At 30.8% G+C, this 19,029-nt stretch carries 22 protein-coding genes; 10 read left to right on the top strand and 12 right to left on the bottom strand.

The annotated features are described in order from the left end of the window. Positions 1–17: 17 nt before the first annotated feature. From AC2D8K_RS02415 to AC2D8K_RS02405, 3 genes are all read right to left on the bottom strand, one after another. Positions 18–773 (bottom strand): hypothetical protein, encoded by a 756-nt coding sequence (locus tag AC2D8K_RS02415; protein WP_124228059.1) that lies wholly within the window; start codon positions 771–773, stop codon positions 18–20. A 1-nt stretch (position 774) separates the two neighbouring features. Then, on the bottom strand, positions 775–1,683 hold the full coding sequence (locus AC2D8K_RS02410) for an ABC transporter ATP-binding protein (RefSeq protein WP_049425580.1): 909 nt from the start codon (positions 1,681–1,683) through the stop codon (positions 775–777). Positions 1,684–1,772: 89 nt separating this feature from the next. Then, positions 1,773–2,441, bottom strand: coding sequence for a response regulator transcription factor (locus AC2D8K_RS02405; protein ID WP_124228058.1), 669 nt, complete (start codon positions 2,439–2,441; stop codon positions 1,773–1,775). Between the two features lie 151 nt (positions 2,442–2,592). On the opposite strand from AC2D8K_RS02405, the gene AC2D8K_RS02400 reads away from it, so the two are divergent. The 3 genes from AC2D8K_RS02400 to AC2D8K_RS02390 all read left to right on the top strand — a co-directional run bounded on the left by AC2D8K_RS02400 (position 2,593) and on the right by AC2D8K_RS02390 (position 3,841). Then, positions 2,593–2,766: a hypothetical protein gene (locus tag AC2D8K_RS02400; RefSeq protein ID WP_185291338.1), complete on the top strand. Its 174-nt coding sequence runs from the start codon at positions 2,593–2,595 to the stop codon at positions 2,764–2,766. Positions 2,767–2,941: 175 nt separating this feature from the next. After that, positions 2,942–3,295 (top strand): DUF4064 domain-containing protein, encoded by a 354-nt coding sequence (locus AC2D8K_RS02395; RefSeq protein WP_484697984.1) that lies wholly within the window; start codon positions 2,942–2,944, stop codon positions 3,293–3,295. A 198-nt stretch (positions 3,296–3,493) separates the two neighbouring features. After that, on the top strand, positions 3,494–3,841 hold the full coding sequence (locus AC2D8K_RS02390; protein WP_124228057.1) for a hypothetical protein: 348 nt from the start codon (positions 3,494–3,496) through the stop codon (positions 3,839–3,841). An 83-nt stretch (positions 3,842–3,924) separates the two neighbouring features. On the opposite strand, the gene AC2D8K_RS02385 is transcribed toward AC2D8K_RS02390, so the two are convergent. From AC2D8K_RS02385 to AC2D8K_RS02375, 3 genes are all read right to left on the bottom strand, one after another. After that, positions 3,925–5,619, bottom strand: coding sequence for an ABC-ATPase domain-containing protein (locus tag AC2D8K_RS02385; protein WP_124228056.1), 1,695 nt, complete (start codon positions 5,617–5,619; stop codon positions 3,925–3,927). 143 nt (positions 5,620–5,762) lie between these two features. Beyond that, positions 5,763–6,359 carry an isochorismatase family protein gene (locus tag AC2D8K_RS02380; RefSeq protein ID WP_124228055.1) on the bottom strand — a complete coding sequence of 199 codons (597 nt, stop codon included), beginning with the start codon at positions 6,357–6,359 and terminating at the stop codon, positions 5,763–5,765. Positions 6,360–6,374: 15 nt separating this feature from the next. Further along, the gene (locus tag AC2D8K_RS02375) at positions 6,375–7,355 is read right to left on the bottom strand and encodes an amidohydrolase family protein (RefSeq protein ID WP_124228054.1); all 981 of its coding nucleotides are present in this window, start codon (positions 7,353–7,355) and stop codon (positions 6,375–6,377) included. A 351-nt stretch (positions 7,356–7,706) separates the two neighbouring features. On the opposite strand from AC2D8K_RS02375, the gene AC2D8K_RS02370 reads away from it, so the two are divergent. Beyond that, a complete protein-coding gene (locus AC2D8K_RS02370) occupies positions 7,707–9,170 on the top strand; it encodes an alkaline phosphatase (protein ID WP_124228053.1) in 1,464 nt (487 codons plus the stop codon). A gap of 209 nt (positions 9,171–9,379) precedes the next feature. Here AC2D8K_RS02370 and AC2D8K_RS02365 read toward each other — a convergent pair whose 3' ends face one another. The 6 genes from AC2D8K_RS02365 to AC2D8K_RS02340 all read right to left on the bottom strand — a co-directional run bounded on the left by AC2D8K_RS02365 (position 9,380) and on the right by AC2D8K_RS02340 (position 12,535). After that, positions 9,380–10,045 carry a DUF5079 family protein gene (locus AC2D8K_RS02365; RefSeq protein ID WP_124228052.1) on the bottom strand — a complete coding sequence of 222 codons (666 nt, stop codon included), beginning with the start codon at positions 10,043–10,045 and terminating at the stop codon, positions 9,380–9,382. A 50-nt stretch (positions 10,046–10,095) separates the two neighbouring features. Continuing rightward, positions 10,096–10,488 carry a DUF5084 family protein gene (locus tag AC2D8K_RS02360; protein WP_484697938.1) on the bottom strand — a complete coding sequence of 131 codons (393 nt, stop codon included), beginning with the start codon at positions 10,486–10,488 and terminating at the stop codon, positions 10,096–10,098. Between the two features lies 1 nt (position 10,489). Beyond that, positions 10,490–10,879 (bottom strand): DUF4064 domain-containing protein, encoded by a 390-nt coding sequence (locus AC2D8K_RS02355; protein WP_124228050.1) that lies wholly within the window; start codon positions 10,877–10,879, stop codon positions 10,490–10,492. Positions 10,880–10,896: 17 nt separating this feature from the next. Next, positions 10,897–11,271 carry a cystatin-like fold lipoprotein gene (locus tag AC2D8K_RS02350; RefSeq protein WP_002451416.1) on the bottom strand — a complete coding sequence of 125 codons (375 nt, stop codon included), beginning with the start codon at positions 11,269–11,271 and terminating at the stop codon, positions 10,897–10,899. A gap of 14 nt (positions 11,272–11,285) precedes the next feature. Next, positions 11,286–11,759, bottom strand: a complete 474-nt coding sequence (locus tag AC2D8K_RS02345; RefSeq protein WP_124228049.1) for a DUF5083 family protein — start codon at positions 11,757–11,759, stop codon at positions 11,286–11,288. Positions 11,760–12,076: 317 nt separating this feature from the next. Beyond that, positions 12,077–12,535, bottom strand: coding sequence for a DUF1433 domain-containing protein (locus AC2D8K_RS02340; RefSeq protein ID WP_124228048.1), 459 nt, complete (start codon positions 12,533–12,535; stop codon positions 12,077–12,079). 430 nt (positions 12,536–12,965) lie between these two features. Here AC2D8K_RS02340 and AC2D8K_RS02335 point away from each other — a divergent pair, with 430 nt between their 5' ends. The 6 genes from AC2D8K_RS02335 (at position 12,966) to AC2D8K_RS02310 (ending at position 19,019) form a co-directional block, all read left to right on the top strand. Further along, a complete protein-coding gene (locus AC2D8K_RS02335) occupies positions 12,966–13,577 on the top strand; it encodes a DUF5067 domain-containing protein (RefSeq protein WP_124228047.1) in 612 nt (203 codons plus the stop codon). Positions 13,578–13,680: 103 nt separating this feature from the next. After that, positions 13,681–15,165 (top strand): DUF6583 family protein, encoded by a 1,485-nt coding sequence (locus AC2D8K_RS02330; RefSeq protein WP_124228046.1) that lies wholly within the window; start codon positions 13,681–13,683, stop codon positions 15,163–15,165. A gap of 152 nt (positions 15,166–15,317) precedes the next feature. After that, positions 15,318–16,484, top strand: coding sequence for an ABC transporter permease (locus AC2D8K_RS02325; protein ID WP_124228045.1), 1,167 nt, complete (start codon positions 15,318–15,320; stop codon positions 16,482–16,484). Further along, positions 16,481–17,401 carry an ABC transporter permease gene (locus AC2D8K_RS02320; RefSeq protein WP_124228044.1) on the top strand — a complete coding sequence of 307 codons (921 nt, stop codon included), beginning with the start codon at positions 16,481–16,483 and terminating at the stop codon, positions 17,399–17,401. The genes AC2D8K_RS02325 and AC2D8K_RS02320 overlap by 4 nt, the downstream gene beginning before the upstream one ends. A gap of 15 nt (positions 17,402–17,416) precedes the next feature. Beyond that, positions 17,417–18,094 carry an ABC transporter ATP-binding protein gene (locus AC2D8K_RS02315; protein ID WP_124228043.1) on the top strand — a complete coding sequence of 226 codons (678 nt, stop codon included), beginning with the start codon at positions 17,417–17,419 and terminating at the stop codon, positions 18,092–18,094. Between the two features lie 22 nt (positions 18,095–18,116). Continuing rightward, positions 18,117–19,019 carry a hypothetical protein gene (locus AC2D8K_RS02310; protein ID WP_124228042.1) on the top strand — a complete coding sequence of 301 codons (903 nt, stop codon included), beginning with the start codon at positions 18,117–18,119 and terminating at the stop codon, positions 19,017–19,019. The last annotated feature ends 10 nt before the right edge of the window (positions 19,020–19,029 follow it).

Here is a 19,029-nt window from a genome sequence, read left to right as displayed (position 1 = left end):
TTAATAACTTCCTTAAATTAGTCTATAAACTCTTTATTTCTATAAATTAAATAACCTACCATTAAAAACATCAATCCTAATAATACACCTATTAACCAATAATGAATCCCAAACTGACTTGACTCCTGCATAAATGCTTTAAAGTTTTGATTAAATAGCTCTGTTGGAGAATTATCATAAATAACATCAAATTTATGACTGATCATCGTCAATACTTGTAATATCATTGCCGATTGATAGTAAAAAATACTAATAATAATGATAACTATTGCAAGATTAGCTTTAAAACTATTAATAGCATGGGCTAGAGCGAGACCACCAAATACAATAGGAGCCATATTAACTAACGCTATTAAATAATTCGTGAGTGCTGTTTGATCAAAATCAAATAATGTGATACCTAATATAACTGTTACAACAGTACTAATAAGAGATAAAACTGAGAAACTCAGGATATAAACTATAAATTTGCCCCAATAAATAGATGCAACTGCTGTATCAAAAGAAATTGAAATTTTATTTAAAGCTTTGTTTTGCTTACTATTCACTAACATATTCATGGATGCACCAATAACCAAGATGAGTAATCCAGCTGTAATAACATTAGTATAGAAAAACTTAGCATTACCATAAGGAAAATTATTTTCCGTTTTATCAAAATAACATAATGTGAGTGCCGCAAGTATCATTAGAACATTACAAACAATTAAATATATATATAATCCTTTACTATGAAATATTCTATAAAGCTCACTTTTCATATAATTAATCATGCTATTTTTCCACTCCCTTATTCAAGAAATAATCTTCCAAATTCGTTGTTTCAATCTTGAATTCTTCAACTGCGATATTATTATTAAGTAGTAACTGATTAATATCACTACTTTCTATATTGGGTGGTTCTATAACAATTTCTTTATTATGCAATACTTTATATTTAATATTTTCAATATGTTCTTCTAATATTCTTACTGCGCTTTCAGGTTTATCAACTTTTATTATCAATTGACGCTTCCCTTTACTGAGCATTTGTTCTTTGCTTATATCTTCAATAATTTCACCCTTTTCAATGAATACAAATCGATACGCAAGCTGTTGTAGTTCATTTAAAATATGGCTAGATATTAATATTGTAATTCCATTCTCTTCGTTTAATTTTAAAATTAAATCTCGAAAACGTTTAATACCTTGTGCATCTAATCCATTAATCGGTTCATCTAGTACTAATATATCTGGCCCTGTCAATAAAGCCAAAGCTATACCAAGCCTTTGCTTCATTCCTAATGAATATTGCTTTACCTTTTTAGTGATATTCTTCAAACCCACTAGCGTTAATACTTCTTCTATTTTTTCATTGTTCGTAACACCACGTTGAATACTAAAATAGTATAGATTTTGATAAGCAGTAAAATTAGATATAAATTCTGGTGTTTCAATCATAAATCCTACTCTTTTTCGCCCCTGATTATTAATATTATAGCCATCTTCTCCAAACAATTTGATACTACCACTCGTAGGATGAATTTGATTCGCAATTAATTTAAATAACGTCGATTTACCTGCGCCATTTCGTCCGATAATCGCGCATATTTCTCCTTCATAAAGATTGAAATCGGTAGGTTGTAACCCATAGTCATGTTTAAACTTTTTAGATAATTGCTTTGTTTGTAAGACTGGATTCATTTAATCATCTCCTTCGCTATTCTTACACTTAACATAACGAAATATTCCTTAAGTTCCTTTAAGTAAAATATAAAGAAATCATAAAGATTTTAGATCAACATAAACCCAATCCCCCACACTGTTTGTATATATGTTTCAGTTGTATGCAGCGCTATCTTCTTTCTAATATTAGATATATGTACATTGATGGTATTGTCATCACCTAAATAAATACCTTGTATGGATTCATAAATCTTTTGCTTTGAAAATGCCTTCTCAGGATATTGCATTAACAACTTCATAATCTCGACCTCTGAATTAGTTAAATTAATTTCAGTATCTTTATAGAACATTTGATACTTACTAATGTCCAAAGTAAGATTTTTCCATTTAAGTTGCTCCATTTGAGGTTTGTTATCTAAATTTCTCAGTTGAACTGAAACACGAGCTGTTACTTCTTTAGCATCGAATGGCTTAGTCATATAATCATCTGCACCTAAATCTAATAGTTTTACTTTTTCTTCTACATCAGTCTTAGCAGATATAACTATAACTTTGCTATATGTATTTTCTTTTATATATGGGAGCAATTCTTCACCACTTAATTCTGGTAACATCAAATCTAAAATCACTAAATCAAATTGATTATTTTTTAATGTTTGAAGCGCTTCTTGACCTGAATAATTAATAGTTGTATGTACCGTCATCTTTGTAAGAGTTAAAGATAAAATATGTGCTATATCTATATCATCTTCAACGATTAATGCGTTATATGACATATTAAGACCTACCTTTTCTTTATAACTTTTTAATGAGTAATCTTTCATATTTAATTATTTTAACAACATTATAAATTACTTTATAATTAAACTATTAGAATCATTATATATTTACAATACCATGTTTTAAATACATTGGAGGTTATACATCATGCTACGTAAAATTGAAATGTTAGCGTGTGTGGTTGTCTGTTTATTAGCAATTGTCATGATTGTTTGGAATATCATCCATGGTTTTAGTTTATCTGTATTTATTCCATTTCTTATTATCGCATGTATTAGTATTTATTATTTTGTTAGAGCGTTTAAAGACAATCATAGTTAAAACGAATCGTTTTTCAAATAAAGTTAGACACATTATTAAAATGCGTCCAACTTCTTTTTGTGATTTGAATGTTTTTGTTAAAATTAAGTATTTAATATTTAAAAGATTGTTACAAAACTATTTATTTAATTTTTTTAATAGTATATATTTAAGTTATGAAAAATAACGAGGTGACATAACGGATAATTATCAGTTTGAAAGACCAACAAACCGAGTAGCGGAAATGATTCTAGGTATTATGGGAAGTATTTTCGGTATGCTTGGTGGATTATTTGCGATTATGGTGGGTAGTATCGGTAATGAATTTGAAGCTTCAGATAGCGGACAAGTTTTCGGACTAGGTGTCGCTGTCATCCTTACATGTATTATCACTTTAATCTTAAGTTGTATCATCAATAAGAAAAGAGTTTTAATGGGTGTTTTATTAGTTATTGGTGGCCTTTTAAACTTCATCTTTATCGGTTTCTTTGGTATCTTATCAGGTATTTTAATTTTAGTTGCTGGTATTCTAGCTTTAATTCGAAAATAACAACGCACTGACCTTCATCAACTTATCCGATGAAGGTTTTTTTAATTAATTTAATATTCCCTACAACATCAAATGTAATCAATAGCACAAATCACTTCAATAGCACTACTTTTTTATTTATACCAAATGATATTTGATCACTTTTTATAATTTTGTGATATTATTTCATTAATAAGTGATATTTTAAGGGGAACATAGATGATTAGGGAACAATTAAGACCATTTCGTAATAAAAATGTCGTAGTCACTGGTAGAGTTGAATATGTGGGCTATAAAAATAAATTGAATCGCGATATTCCATATTTGCGCAATGTCAAAGATGTCCAAATTAATGGCGCTATGATTGACCATATATGGTTGTTTGAGAGGCAAAAATATTATGACATTGGTTTTTCACTTCTTTATAAAAAAGTAAAATTCAGAGCAACTGTAGTACCCTATTTAAAAGTAGGAGAGCACTGTTTCAAAGAAGATTACGGTATCCAACGAAAAAGTAGATTGATGACTGAAGCAGAATATAATGACAACAAACCTTTTATTAAATAACTTCTATCATACATTAATGCGCATGTTATCTAAGTACTTCACGTACTTCTAGACACATGCGCATTGTCTTATTTTTATATTATCTATTTGATACGCAACCCTCTATAGCGATTCAACGTACCTATCAATTCTTGTTTACGTGGTAAGGCTAAATTACCTGGATGACCATGATGATGTGACATAGCTTCTAACCCTTGTTCGTCAATCAATTGATAAACTGCATCGATTATCTCTACAATCGTCTGCTCGTTATTCACCTTATGACGTTGCATATAATCTAACATCATTGCCAAACAATTAGTCTGACTATCATCTACTAATTGTTCTAATCCAGATATATCAATCGCTTCTTTACCATACATCACTGCATGTTGGCCTTTTGCTTTTAATCGACCGTCTTTACCCTTTTTAGTAAAACTTGACGTAAGTGGTACTCTTGACGGGATGTTACCAAATGATTGTTGTGAAATCATATCTCGTTCATATCCAGTGGAATGCGCTATTGCCTTAGCTTCTTCAGTGACATCTTTGAGTATATATTCATCCATCATCAGTACTTGATCAGCAACTTCAAAGTAATCGCCTGATCCACCTACAATTAAAATAGTCGATACATCATAGTCATCATATAATGGTTTCACTTTATTTGAAAATGGTGTAATGGGTTCTTTCTCGAGCGATATTAACTTTTGCATACGGCCATCACGAATCATAAAATTCGTAGCTGAAGTATCTTCATCAATTAACATCACCTTGGATTGTGCTTCAAGTGCTTCCATCACATTGGTGGCTTGTGATGTACTACCACTTGCATTATCTGTTGAAAATTGACTTGTGTCTTTTTTACCTGGTAGATGATCAATAAATGGTTGTATATTAACTTTTTCAACGCTACGACCGTCTTCAGCGCGAATCTTCATGGCACTGTCGTTGGTAATAACATATTCTCGTCCATCACCTGCAATATGGTCATAGACACCTCTCTCTAACGCTTGTAATAATGTTGACTTACCATGATAGCCACCACCCACAATAAGGGTAATGCCTTTAGGTATTCCCATACCTTTCACCGCTTCACCATACGGCGCATGCATAGTCGTCTCAAATGACTTAGGACTTATAAATGATTTAGCCTTGGACATTGGTCCATCAGATATACCACTTTTCCTCGGTAATATGGCACCATTAGCTACAAATGCGATAAGTCCTTGTTGCTCAAGTTGCGCTCTAATATAAGTTTGATTTAATTTTAATTCAACCTGTTGTTTTAAAGATGCTTGATCAATTTGTTGATAGTTAAGTGCCTGAGATACAAGCTGAGGTAATAGTTCGGTCAGTGTTGTTGCTGCAGCTTTGCCTAATATTTTGCGTCCTGCAGCTGGAAGACCTACCTCAAGACGCACCTCTATATTATTGTTGTTAATTACTACTGATGTTCTTTTCAACATTTCTTGACCGCAACGATCTATCAATAATTTGTGTTGTCCCTTTGATTTAGAAACTAACGATTTCAATACATGTGCGACATTTCTTGTTAAAAAGTCAGCAACAGCTACACGCTTATCTTCAGAATCTAAATATTTATCTGGTATCCCTACAATATCTCTATCAATGATTAATCTTATTTTAGATGGCGGCGCATATGGATCCACTTGTATATGATCAATGGCTAATTGAAAGTCATTAAAATCATAGACATTTTTAATACGTTTATAAGCACCGTACTTTTGACCATCTAATTGAAATAATGTCTTTTTTAAGTCTTGTGCTTGTTTCATTAATCATTCTCCTTAGTATTTGAATCATCTATTCATTCATACTACCCGATAGCCATTTTCCACTAAACACATAAAAGCCATCTTTAGCTATAAAACTAAAAATGACTTTTGTTTTGATTCTATTATTCTATTTTAGACTGACGTTATTCTGACCAACCTGCGTTAATAATATCGTCTGTTTTACGTACACGCCCCATGAATGGGAATATATAGTTTACTTCATACTCATATTCTTGTGCTGACAATGCGCCCATCGCATCTTCAGCAAAAATAATATGATACCCATGTTGATACGCTTCTCTAGCTGTTGTATCTACACCGAAACCTGTCGCAACACCACTTAAGACAATAGTATCTATACCGCGACGTCTTAATTGTAAATCTAATTCCGTACCATAAAAGCTACCCCATTGATGTTTTGTAATACGGAGTGCATGCTTAATACAATCTAATTCAGGTGTTAACTGATCAAATTTTTGACGGTCACCAATATCAGCAGCTCCTTTAGCCACCATACTTCTATCGGCAATTGGATTTAACATATCCTTACCATCTGTAGTACCAACTTTGAAAAAGACATTCAATGCACCTGCTTGTTCAAATGCACGTGCTAATTTACCCGCATTTTCAGTGATTGTAGCGTATGGATAGGGGTGATACGTCATCGGTAAATCTTTCTGTAAATCTACAGCTATAAATGCTACGTTTTTAGGATTAAGTGGCTCTAATTGATTATCCATTAATATCATACTCCTCTATAAATTAAATAATTGCTGTGCATTTTTGTATAAAATCTTATCTTTATCTTCCTCACTGATATCTAATTGATCAACAAAATCTAATGTATCTTTCATAGAAACATATGGATAGTCACTAGAATATAAAATATGATCAGCACCTACTTGTTCATACATTTGCATAAATGGTGGTGCATAAGTATAACCAGAAATTGAATAATAAATATTCTCTTTAAGATAATCACTGACTTTTTTCTTTAGATGAGACAATTGTGGTGGAATTAAAGTATCCAATCTTTGAAGTGCGTATAATACACCTTCCCCAATATGTCCTGTCACTATTTTTAAATTGGGATATTTATCAAATGTACCACTCAACACGATGCGAATTAAGTGAATAGCTGTTTCGATATGCCAACCCCATCCAGCAGAAGCAAATTGCATTGCAACATCACTTGAATAATTACCTTTGTAATACGTATCGATCACATTGTCAGGCGGAATGGCTGGATGTAAATAGATAGGTACATTTAATTGTTCAGCCTTTTCAAAGATTATTTCAAATTTAGGATGATCTAAATATTCTCCTAATGTATGGCCATTTATAATCGCGCCTTTAAATCCAAATTCATTCACAGTACGCTCTAATTCTTGTGCGGCTAATTCTGGCTCAATGGTGGGTAGCGTTGCGAATCCAGCAAGTCTTTCAGGATGCTTTTGAACTGCTTCACCAAGTAAATTATTTGCCTTAGTAGACAGTTGGATTGCCTCATCTCTCTCTAATTGTTGTGTACCAGGTGCAGTTAAAGACACTATTTGTTTTGCCACACCCGCTTCATCCATTTCAGCAATACGATTGTCACCTAAGTTCTTCAAACGGTTCATGATAGGTGCTACCGCTTTCGCATGTGGACCATTAGGATCTTCATCTTTAAAAGAATCTAACTCCTCTATAACAAAATGTTCTTCAAAAGCAATGACTGGTTTAGATTGAGTCATATAAAAAAGCCTCCTTACAGCAAGAGATATAAAACACCTCAAACTACATTTATATTTAAATCAAATGAATTATAACGCTTACCCAATGATAACGCGAATAATTGGGTTGGTTTAATTTTCAATACTTTACTAAATGTTAGTAGTCCATATTATTGATCTAATCATATTTATAACGATTGAAATTCTTTATAAAATCATCAAATATAAAATGATGCATTAATACAAATGTATATTTACATCCTTGGAATTTAATATGAATTTACAAAACATTAACTTAATTACTTCAAATCAATTTAATTATTTTATCCTATTAATGTAACAATTATATATAATATTGGGAGGAACGCTTATATGTTTTTAAATTCAAAATGGGGAAAGATGACTATTGCAGGTTCAATTTTAACGACGACTTTATTTAGCACAAGTCATCCAATACTAGCTTCAGCAGGTGGTCAAGCACCAGATAGTCAAAATGCTAACAATAGCGAAGCCATTGCCATGGGTAATACTAAAAATCCTAAGAATGTAATCTTCTTAATTGGGGATGGCATGGGACCATCATTTAATACAGCCTACCGTTACTACGCTGATAATCCTAAAACTAAAGAGATGGATAAAACAGCTTTCGACAACTATCTTAAAGGAACAATGCGCGTACATAACGATGATGATAAAGAAAATATTACCGACTCAGCAGCTGCTGGTACAGCACTTAGTACTGGTAAGAAAACATTTAATGGTGCTATCGGTGTAGATAATAACAAACAAGCTCAAAAAACAGTATTAGAACAAGCAAAAGAAAGCGGTAAGTCTACGGGATTAGTTTCGACTGCGGAAATTACTGACGCTACACCCGCTGCATATGCTGCACATGTTGACGACCGTGATAAAAAAGATGAAATTGCTAAACAATTTTACAATGATAAAATCAACGGCCAACATAAAGTAGATGTACTTCTTGGTGGTGGCTCTAAATACTTTGGTAAAGAAAATGGAAACCTAGATAAAAAATTCAAAAAAGACGGTTATGACGTCGTATCAAATAAAAATGAATTAGCTAAGTCTAAAAGCGACCAAGTATTAGGTCTATTTGCAGAAGAGAACATGCCACTACAAATCGATGCACCTAAGAAAAATCCGATGTTAGCTGATATGCAACAAAGTGCATTAAATAAACTTGAGAAAAATAATAACGGCTTCTTCTTAATGGTAGAAGGTGCTTCAATCGATAAAACAGCCCACGCTAATGATGTCACAGGTGTCATGTCAGAAATGGACGGTTTCAACAAAGCATTTGAAAATGCAATGTCATACGCTGAAAATCGTGATGATACTTTAGTTATCGCAACGGCAGACCATTCAACTGGTGGTATGACAATTGGTAGTGGGGAAGAATATAAATGGAATCCTGATGCTATTCATAAAATGAACAAATCAGGTGCACATATGACAGAACAAATTGCAGAGGGTAAAGATTTAGAAAAAGTCATCAAGAACGGATATGGCTTTGACGTGAAGTCTAAACAAATAGATAAAATCAAAGACGAAGCAGATAAATTAAAAGATGTAAAAGATAAAGCCAAAAACGAAGACGATCCAAAAATCGAAAAACAACAAGGCAAACTACAAGACTCTATCCAAAAACCTATTAACGACAAATCAAGAACAGGTTGGACAACATACGGTCATACTGGCGAAGACGTTAACACATACGCATACGGGCCAGGTTCAGACTTCTTAGAAGGCAATGTCGATAACACAGATCAACCTAAAAACCTATTCGACTTCTTTAGCAGTGACGTCACATCATCATAGAATGAAATAAAATAGCATAACTTATTCCCATGCCACAATATCATTGAGAAATCTGTCTTAATTACTATTGTTAAATATCAAAAAAGCCAACTACCATGATTTATTGTGGTAGTTGGCGTTCTTATTGTATGAGGGTTAATGTATTAATTAAAAAACTCTATTTTTAACCTTTAAAGCTTTGAGAATTCAAAATTTAATAATTATAATACCTATAAATTTAATCCTTCTTCCTTAATATCATATTCTAACAGACCAAGATAAAAATATGTTCGTCCAATTAACAAATGACTACAAAAGAGCATTATCATCCCCATCCAAATCGTTCTATTTTCTTCAGAATCAACCGGAACAATTAATGATACATATAACAATAGTCCAAAAGATAATAAGATAACTAGAATTCCAAACATTCTAATAAAACTACCGCTTTGGATACCAAACATTTCAAATTCTCCTAAACAAAAGAAGAATAGACCTATAGCAGAAACTATTATGAGTCCGCAAATTAATAACCAATAAGTAAAAGTATCTTCTCGAGAATCTGCAAAATAAAAAGCATAAGCAGAACTAATTAAAAATGGAATGTTGTACCCTGAAAGCAAATTGATGGTCATATATATTGCAACTCTGAACTTATAATTTTTTCGATTATAATCTTTAAAAATATATTCGCGTTCTTGTAAATAAAGAAGCAACCATAATAGTAATGACCCTATTAAATATATTTTCATATATAAAGGCATATTCCCTTTTATACCTGGACCTGCATATATAAAATAGTAAAATGCAAAAATAATGAAATTCACTAATGATAATCCTATTAAATGTGAATGTTGAATTGATTCTATTGATCTTTTTTGTAAATTCATTTCCATCTCTCTCCATCCCTATGCTATGTAACGTCCTAATTCACATTCTATTCATTTTATTGTCTTAATCGTGATTGTTGTATTTTATATACAAACCATGTACCAATAGTAAATAAAACAATGCCAATGATAAATAATGGTAATCCTAATATATTAAATGTTTCTCCATATAATTTTAAACCTATTTCCATAAAATCAGTCTTCATTACAAAGTAATATAGAATGGACATCAACGTTATGAAAGCGTATGTTCCAATGATTGACAAATATATCGTTGGTTTTGATACAGATTCAAGTGCTTTTGAATTTTTATGTGGTGTGTAGACAAATAACCACATAACATTCAGTGCTACCATTCCAAAGCTACCTACACATAGAATAAATCCATATACACTTATTAAACTTAAAATACCTTCAATTGTTAAAAGTATCCACCAAGTATATTTCATACTACGACACTTCTTTTCTCGTTTTGTTATAACTTAAGATAGAAATACCACTGATTAACCAAACAATAAATGTTAATAGATTAGCACTGATCACTGCTCCAATAATATGCAAAATACCGCTCATTTTATTATTAACAAATAACTTTTTCATAGCGAAAATACCTAATAAATCTGAAACTAAAGAAATAACAAATAAAACGGCAAATACCGTAACGAATGTTGCTTGAGCTGTTTCTGGACTTTGTACTGTTTCCTTTCCATTAACTGTTGTAGTTAAATCCGGTTGTATAATGCCTGTAGCTGATAAAATTAAAAATAATAAAAACAATAATGTTAAAAAGCTTTGAATGATAACGCCAATTAAAGACGTCACTTTAATTAATTTTTCCATTTTCTCTCTCCTATAATTCAGTTTACTTTGATATCTTTATAATCAGCTTTATGTTCTTTAACATATGTTTCTGCGTCGAAATGCTCTTTATAGTATATTTTGTCATCTTTAAATACATAAGGTATAAAAAACAGATTACCACTATTTTTGAATGCTTTATAACTTATTATAATAAGTTTACCTTCATCAAATACGTATGTGTTTACTTTATCTTTATCAAATTCTGGTATGAATTCATCATCTTTTTTTACCATTTCTTTATGTGTTTCTTGCTGAATTTCCATAATTTTATTTATTTTACTTTGATATTTGTTTTCCTCTTGATTATCACTACAACCACTATTCAATATACTTATCAATATAACTAAAACACCTAAAATTAGTTTTTCCATTATTAACTCCTTAATCAACGGTTTTTGGTAAAAATGTCTTTCAACTCAAATGGTTTTCTATCAGGTTTTATAAAGCATTCCCAAAAATGATAAGCAGGTTGTCCCGACTTTTTATTTTCTCTAAATGAGCGAACATGTAAAAATCTAAAATAAAATGGAATCGCATATAAACCTGGAATCATATATAAAATTGACAATACCTTTGTGACTTTAACTCTATTGGCTAATTCAACATTTGTTTGATCATATTGATAATTTTTCAGTATTTTAAAATAAAAAATAATTTCTAACAATATGGTAATAACATATACACTCATAATTGAAATATAAGAATATAAAGCAACTTTATCACTAAAATCCCAACCGTACTGCAAGCGATTATTCATTAATTCTGCTAACATCGGTGCAAACATTAACAAAACAAACATAATAAAAGGAATAATCTCAAACGAAAAAAACATTTTATTTATCTTTTTAATATCTTTCATATTATCCCCTCAAAAAATCATATTTTTAAATTGCTTAAATTAATTGTACTGAGCAAATTGACATTATATTTACAAAAAATAATAGAAAATTAGCGATTATATGTATTGAAAAGAAAAACTTTAGATATTTATGTTTAATATATTTTAGTGAAAAAGATAATATAAAACTGCCGAAGACAACAATTGTAGATGCAATAGGCGTCCAATATGGAAATAATCCCCAACCAAATATAAATAGTATATTCCCCACAGTTATCAATATAACGAAACTGCTCATTATTGTTGATAGAATAGCAATAAGCATTAATGTCTTCCTCTTAGTTATTCTCTTCATGTTGTTCACCTTCCGATTTTAATTTCTTTAAGGCATCATTAACAGAATTGGTATTTTTTTCTTTTAATATATCTTTTACTAATTTTATCTTTCTATTTGCTTTCTTCTTTTTTAGATTACCGTTTAAAATATACTCCTCTCCATTGAATTTTGGTTTATAGTTCCCGCATTCACCATCATAATTTAATTCTTTATTTTTCTCCCCATTAATACGAACGATAATATGATAACTTCCTAGCGGTGAATCACTATTACTCTTATATACTGTTGTACTATTAATATTTTTAAAGTTATATTTTAAAAACAATTCAATCCGTTTCTCTTCTTTCTGTATATATTGATGTTGGAAATATAAATGAGTACACAATGCACCTATAAAAATGATAATTTCAACGAGAACTAAAATAGCAAATATTCTCAGTATTAATGCGAACCTTTTCATATTTATCCTCCTTGAATTAATAAATCATAATTAGATATTTACAAGTTTTTTAAACCATTCTAGCAATCAACTAAATGTATTAAGCTTATTAAATTATCAACATAACGAATGATCTTTTTAATCTAGATATTTATCTAGAAATGCCTCAATTACATTACCCAAAATTAAATTTAACGCTATTGAATTTACTGTATTTAAATTCAAAATAACGATTATTATATTTTAAAATAAAACTAATTATTTTATTTTTATTCATTCAGTCTATAAACATATTTTAACGTAATTTTTTTTGAAATAAAGTATTACTTTAGCAACAATTAAATGCTATACTAATTACCATAAATATTCATTATTTTATTATTCATTTAATATTAATAAGTGAATATTTTCATTACACACTATTCATTTTATAATATTGGGAGGTTTAATTATGAAAAAATTACCAGCTTTACTATTTGCGTCAGTACTAGTATTAGCCGCATGTGGTGGTAAAGATGATTCTTCTAAAGACTCATCAGATAGTGATTCATCAAACAAATCATCTGAAAGCAAGAAAGATTCTGGTAAAACTGATTCTGTTAAAGTTGATTCTTCTGACGATGATAAAAAGAAATCTGACTCTAAATTCGAAAATGATAAATTAACGAGTAAAGATTTTGACATTGAAATTTTAGATACTGAAATCGTTGATGCAAGTAAATATGCAGAAGATGACAAACCAAATATTGCTATTGTTTATGGTGTTAAAAAGAAAACTGATAAAGAAGATGTAACGGCATCATCAGCATTCGATCTAAGCTTTGAAGCTTACCAAGATTCTAAAGATGTTAAAAGAGAATTAAGATCTGGGGATGCTTACGATAGTGAATTAGATAAAAAATACGGCGATAACGATACTGACGAAATTAATAAAGGCGGTAAAGTTAAAGCAGTTAAATTCTACAAATTAAAAGATACTAAAACACCTGTAACACTAAAGGTTAAAGATCCTAACGATTATAGCAACGATAATCTTGCTAAAAAGGAAATCAAGTTAAAATAATACAAGTAAAGTGGCTGGATAGATTGTTCGCAATTATTTGGCCACTTTTGTTAAATAAATCAATTCTAATTGGGGATAACAGCAAATTTTGGGAGGATACGATATGTCGAAGAAACTTAAAATCATCTTACCTATCGTGGTCGGATTATTACTTGTACTGGGAATAGCTTGGGGCGTATATGCTTTTATTACTAATACACCCAAGAATACATATTTATTAAGTGAAAAGAAAACAGCTAAGAACTTAAATTCATATGTAAATGATCGTTTCGAAAATGAAATGAAATTCCAAGAAAAATATAACGATAATTCATTCTTATCTAAATTCGAGGTTACTGCAGATGCCTCTAAAGATTTTATCGAAGATCTTGGATTACCTAAATCTGTAGTAGATGGTACAAAACTTAAAGGTACCGTTGGTCATGATCCTAAAAGTAAGAAAAGTACTGTCAGTTTGTCACCTACAATCGTTGATGAAGAAATCGGTAAATTCCAAACTAGTGCTGATGATAAAAATCAATATTATCAATCACCGTTCTTCAAAGATACTTATAGTATCAAAAACTCCGAAATCATTGATGGATTAGCTGAATTACAAGATGTTGATGCATCCGAACTTAAAGATAAAGGCTATTCAAATGTTAATTTCAACCTGAATAATCAACTAGGTGTATTGCAAACTCGACAAGATGATGTTGACAAAATAACTAAACGCTATACAGATTTAATCGCGGATAAGCTAGATGAAGATGATTTCAAAAAAGGCGATAAAGGAAAGGTCAAAATTGACGGCGAATCTAAAAAGATTAAACCTGTCACATTAACTATTAGTAGAGAAAAAGCTAAGAAAATAACAGTAGCCGCATTAAAAAAAGCAAAGAATGACAAAGAACTTTTACGACTTTCAAACATGAATGAAAAAGAGTATAACAAATCAATAAAAGATGCACTCAAAGATGCACAGGATGCTCAAGATAAAGATTTCCCTAAAATCGAATCTAAAATTTATCAAGAAAAGCACCAAATATTAAAACGAGATATTACTATTACTGATTCAGATGACAAAAAAATCACTATCAAAGGTACAAATAAAATTGATGATGATTTAAAAGTGGATTACAAAGTGTCTGGTAATGATAATACTTTTGAAATTAAAGGTACATCTAAGAAAAAAGATGATACTTACAAAGATAAATACACATTAACAAGCAGTATTGACTATGATCGCTATACACTTGATATCGACAATAAAGAGACCCAAAGTGATTCAAAACGTAAAGATGCTGGTACTGTAACTATAGATGATGGTACAGATAACTATGATATTGACTATGAAAATAATTTAGATACTGATACAAAGAATAATCAACAAAAACAGAAGCTTAATGTAGAGTTTAAAATAGAAAATGAACCTATTAACATCATTTTAAATGCAGATACCAAATTAAAAGAAAAAATTGACTTTGATACAAAAGGTGCTAAAGATTTTAATGATTTATCTGAAAAAGACAAAGAAAAACTAGCCAAAGAAATCAATAAAAGTTATAAAGATAATTTCAAAAAAATAACTAAAAAATTAGAAGATTAGGTAGCTAGAGAATGATATATCAAATGCATTTTCAAACTATTGATTGGCTCATACCCCTATCCATTTCAATATAGGATATCGTAGCCAATACAACCATACGGGGTGGGATATATTCCCGCCCCATTTTAATATCTTTTGATAGGAGTGGTTATTTGAAAATACTAAAATTGTTTCACATCTACCACTCTTTTTTATTGAAGAAGTGGTATTTATTTTTATATTTATTCCTGATGATTATAGCTTTAATCACGACACTAACAATTCTACAACAACTTAACCAAGATCAATCATCTTTCAAGATAGGTATCGTCGACAAGGATCACTCCAAAGAAACGCAACTTATTTTAGGGTCTGTAGGTAAAGGGAGTCACTTAGGAAAAAACGTCTCTTTGAAAAAATATGATGAACATCAAGCGCATCAATTGTTGCAACAACAGAAATTACAGGGCTATTTCGTCTTTGATAAAGGTATGACAAAGGCTTTTTATAAAAACGGCAGTCTTCCTATTTCAGTTTATACATATGACAAACAGTCCACTAAAAGTGTAGTAATTAACCAACTCACTCATTCTGTGTATGACCGCTTAATGTTATCAATGGGAGGTATTCTAAGTTTCACTCATCTTGCGGATAAGCCTTCTGACAATGAGACATTAATGACGATGACTGACATGCTATTTACAGGTCTCAATCGTACTGGTGCCTTCGATTATGAACCTATCAATATCTATGACACTGGTAGTTATTATGTGGTGACTGGTTATTTACTTTCAATATATATCCTATGTCTCTCACTCTATACTGTACTTAAAATGAACCAAGAATCTGCATTAAAAGAGCGATTACAAATGTTTCACTTTTCCTATGAGAAACTCACACTTGTCCGTGGGTTTATCGCTTGGTTTTACACGTTACTATGGTCAGCTATAGGATTTATTTGGATTCATCATACACTAGATAGTCCCTTTAGAAATTACAATTGGCCTACAGTAACTATTGAATTACTATACTTTGTAACAATGATAATTTTATGCTTAATCATAATCGATTTATTAGCTAAATCATGGTTGAATCTACTATTAAAAGTCGGTTTAAGCATCATAATTATTGGATTTTCTGGTATCACTGTCCCAACCATTTTCTTCCAACATATATTTAATAATATGATAGTCAGTCAACCATTTAGTTTAGTCACTAATCAGATGCTAGAAATTACATTAAATAATTACATTTTAGATACACACCCTGCTTTTTATTCTAGTTTGGTTGTATTGATTGTGATGTTAATACTTGTACTTGTTTGGAGGTATCGCCGATGAAACCTTATATTCAACTTGTGATTAAAAAACAATGGCTAGCTTATTTGATCTTGATATTGACGATTGTCTTAACATTAACTGCCTTATGGTTGGGTCAAAAATCTGCAAACCAAACGTTTAAAATTCCAATCGCAGTACAAGATATGAGTCATACCCAATCATCTAAGCAACTCATACATCAAATTAATCAAAGTAAATATGTTGATCTTCGTCAACTAAATGAAGACGACTTTTATATCGATGATTTAGTAAAGAAAAAGGAAGTCATGGCAAGCCTACAAATTCCTAAAGACTTTGATCGCAAACTTAAAGACAACAATTTAAAGGCTGCCTTGCCGTTATATGGACGTGATGATTTCATAGGTAGTATAGCCATTGAAATCATAAGTCGTTCCTTATATGAACAACAAATTCCAAATATTATATATGAACATTTAAGTGATACAAAACAACCTAAAACAATGTCAGACATTCAAAAGCAATACAACAAAGACACACCCAAATCACAAATGACTACGCATGCCATCAATCATAATGCCAATCAATCTATCTCTATCGGCATTGTATTTGCCGTTGTGATATGGGTCAGTGTGATTCAAATTCTATTACATCAACGTCTTAAGCAAGATGCACCACTTCATCGATTATTTCTGACTCATCATAGTCAACTTAAACTTTATAGTACCTATATCATTACACATGTCATTATTCTATTTTGTATATTAGTGCTCATTAGTATAGGAATGCACCAACCTTTGAGTATATGGTTTTACTTGAAATCAATCATTATATTAGTAGTTTACGAGTTTGGTATGGCACTACTTCTATTTAAAGTAAATGTCTTAAGTCATCGTCTATTTATGGCGATCGTGTATGCCATCATATTAAGTGTGATTTATATATGGATTCAATTATAAAGGAGTGTGATAAATATGATAGACGTTCAAAACGTAGCAAAACATTATAAGAAGAAGCACATTTTCGATTCACTAAATATGTCATTTCAGAACAATCTCATCACGATTCTATTAGGTGAAAATGGTGCAGGTAAGTCTACGTTATTACGCTTAATTGCTGGTATTGAAAAGGTCGATGCAGGTAGCATTCAATATTTTGGAAAGGCATTAACTAAACGTCAAATCAGACAATTAGTGGGTTATGTACCACAAGACATCGCATTATTTGAACATATGACAGTTGAAGAGAATATTCAATTTTTCAAATCATTATGTGAACATCCAATATCAGAAGAAACGATTCAAAGTTATTTAAAACAACTTAATTTTGATGAAACCAAAGCTAAAGTTTCAAAGCTATCTGGTGGTAATAAAAGAAAAATCAATATATTAATCGGACTACTTAGCCAACCTAAGATTTTAATTCTAGACGAACCAACTGTCGGTATCGATCTCGAATCTAGATATGATATCCATCATTTATTAGAACAATTAAAATCTCAATGTTTAATTATTATGACCACACATCATTTAGATGAGGTTGAAGTGTTAGCTGACCACATTAAAATTATCGGTCAAAATCCATTCTATCGACATGTTCTCGAAGACAAAGGGATGACTTATGAAAATGATGAAAATGCACTCAATTCATAACTTAATAAAAGGGGAAAAACTTATGAAAAAATTAATGAGTATTTTTATTTCGGTAATTGCTTTGAGTTTAACTGGTTGTAGTCATGAAGATGATTCAAAAAACAAAGAAGACCATCATAAATCTGAGGCTAAAAGTAAAAGTGAACGTTTTAAAGAATACGATGATAATACCGAAGCTTATAAAATAGCTCAGAAAAAATATAGTAAATATCAATCTGTGCCAATCCTTGATAAATTAGATCCAATAATGACAGAAAAAACGTTCACTAATGAAAAAGGTATGCAAGGTTGGAAAGACTATAAAAAATTAATGGATAAAGTTGAACTCGCTGATTATAAATATACTAAGGAGTCTAAAGGCTCATCTGTTAATGACGTTGACGCATTTTTCAAAGATAAGAAAGGTGTCAAACGACAAAAAATCGACTCAGGTGAAGATGGTATTAAACAAGTAAATTATTGGTATGTCACCGGTTCTAAAGAAAAAGTTCGTGACACAAATTACCCAGAATTTTATACAGAAATTTTAACAAAATACAAAGACGGTAAGTTAGTATATGCATCAGTAGAACCAGGTTTATACCACGTTTCTTTTAAAGATGCTATATCACAGAAAGACGGAGAAAAAATTAAGAAATTAAACGATTTAATATCGCATGAAAATCCACACCCTGTATCTTATAGTGTAGCTCAAATGAAATACAAAGCACTTCCAATCACTAATGTTTCCATGTTTCTAGACAGTAGCAAAGATGACGAACATCCCAACTACTTAGCGTATTATAACTTCTCTCCTTTAATACATGATAAACACAAAAACCATAAAGTCATTAGTGTCAATACTTTACCATTCCAACAAGCTCAAGTTGACTTTGGTAACTGTGCTTATATTGCTATGCAAGAAGGCATAAAAGACGCCGAGTAATATAATAATA

The sequence above is a fragment of the Staphylococcus sp. 510 genome (genome assembly GCF_057219715.1).
Note: the sequence above shows the minus strand (reverse complement) of the source record. Positions and strands in the feature narration are given on the sequence as shown.

Bases quoted from the DNA above. Each gene is read 5' to 3' on its own strand.
- AC2D8K_RS02415 (WP_124228059.1), bottom strand. From the start codon at position 773: ATGATTAATTATATGAAAAGTGAGCTTTATAGAATATTTCATAGTAAA.
- AC2D8K_RS02410 (WP_049425580.1), bottom strand. From the start codon at position 1,683: ATGAATCCAGTCTTACAAACAAAGCAATTATCTAAAAAGTTTAAACAT.
- AC2D8K_RS02405 (WP_124228058.1), bottom strand. From the start codon at position 2,441: ATGTCATATAACGCATTAATCGTTGAAGATGATATAGATATAGCACAT.
- AC2D8K_RS02400 (WP_185291338.1), top strand. From the start codon at position 2,593: ATGCTACGTAAAATTGAAATGTTAGCGTGTGTGGTTGTCTGTTTATTA.
- AC2D8K_RS02390 (WP_124228057.1), top strand. From the start codon at position 3,494: ATGATTAGGGAACAATTAAGACCATTTCGTAATAAAAATGTCGTAGTC.
- AC2D8K_RS02385 (WP_124228056.1), bottom strand. From the start codon at position 5,619: ATGAAACAAGCACAAGACTTAAAAAAGACATTATTTCAATTAGATGGT.
- AC2D8K_RS02380 (WP_124228055.1), bottom strand. From the start codon at position 6,359: ATGGATAATCAATTAGAGCCACTTAATCCTAAAAACGTAGCATTTATA.
- AC2D8K_RS02375 (WP_124228054.1), bottom strand. From the start codon at position 7,355: ATGACTCAATCTAAACCAGTCATTGCTTTTGAAGAACATTTTGTTATA.
- AC2D8K_RS02370 (WP_124228053.1), top strand. From the start codon at position 7,707: ATGTTTTTAAATTCAAAATGGGGAAAGATGACTATTGCAGGTTCAATT.
- AC2D8K_RS02365 (WP_124228052.1), bottom strand. From the start codon at position 10,045: ATGGAAATGAATTTACAAAAAAGATCAATAGAATCAATTCAACATTCA.
- AC2D8K_RS02360 (WP_484697938.1), bottom strand. From the start codon at position 10,488: ATGAAATATACTTGGTGGATACTTTTAACAATTGAAGGTATTTTAAGT.
- AC2D8K_RS02355 (WP_124228050.1), bottom strand. From the start codon at position 10,879: ATGGAAAAATTAATTAAAGTGACGTCTTTAATTGGCGTTATCATTCAA.
- AC2D8K_RS02350 (WP_002451416.1), bottom strand. From the start codon at position 11,271: ATGGAAAAACTAATTTTAGGTGTTTTAGTTATATTGATAAGTATATTG.
- AC2D8K_RS02345 (WP_124228049.1), bottom strand. From the start codon at position 11,759: ATGAAAGATATTAAAAAGATAAATAAAATGTTTTTTTCGTTTGAGATT.
- AC2D8K_RS02340 (WP_124228048.1), bottom strand. From the start codon at position 12,535: ATGAAAAGGTTCGCATTAATACTGAGAATATTTGCTATTTTAGTTCTC.
- AC2D8K_RS02335 (WP_124228047.1), top strand. From the start codon at position 12,966: ATGAAAAAATTACCAGCTTTACTATTTGCGTCAGTACTAGTATTAGCC.
- AC2D8K_RS02330 (WP_124228046.1), top strand. From the start codon at position 13,681: ATGTCGAAGAAACTTAAAATCATCTTACCTATCGTGGTCGGATTATTA.
- AC2D8K_RS02320 (WP_124228044.1), top strand. From the start codon at position 16,481: ATGAAACCTTATATTCAACTTGTGATTAAAAAACAATGGCTAGCTTAT.
- AC2D8K_RS02315 (WP_124228043.1), top strand. From the start codon at position 17,417: ATGATAGACGTTCAAAACGTAGCAAAACATTATAAGAAGAAGCACATT.
- AC2D8K_RS02310 (WP_124228042.1), top strand. From the start codon at position 18,117: ATGAAAAAATTAATGAGTATTTTTATTTCGGTAATTGCTTTGAGTTTA.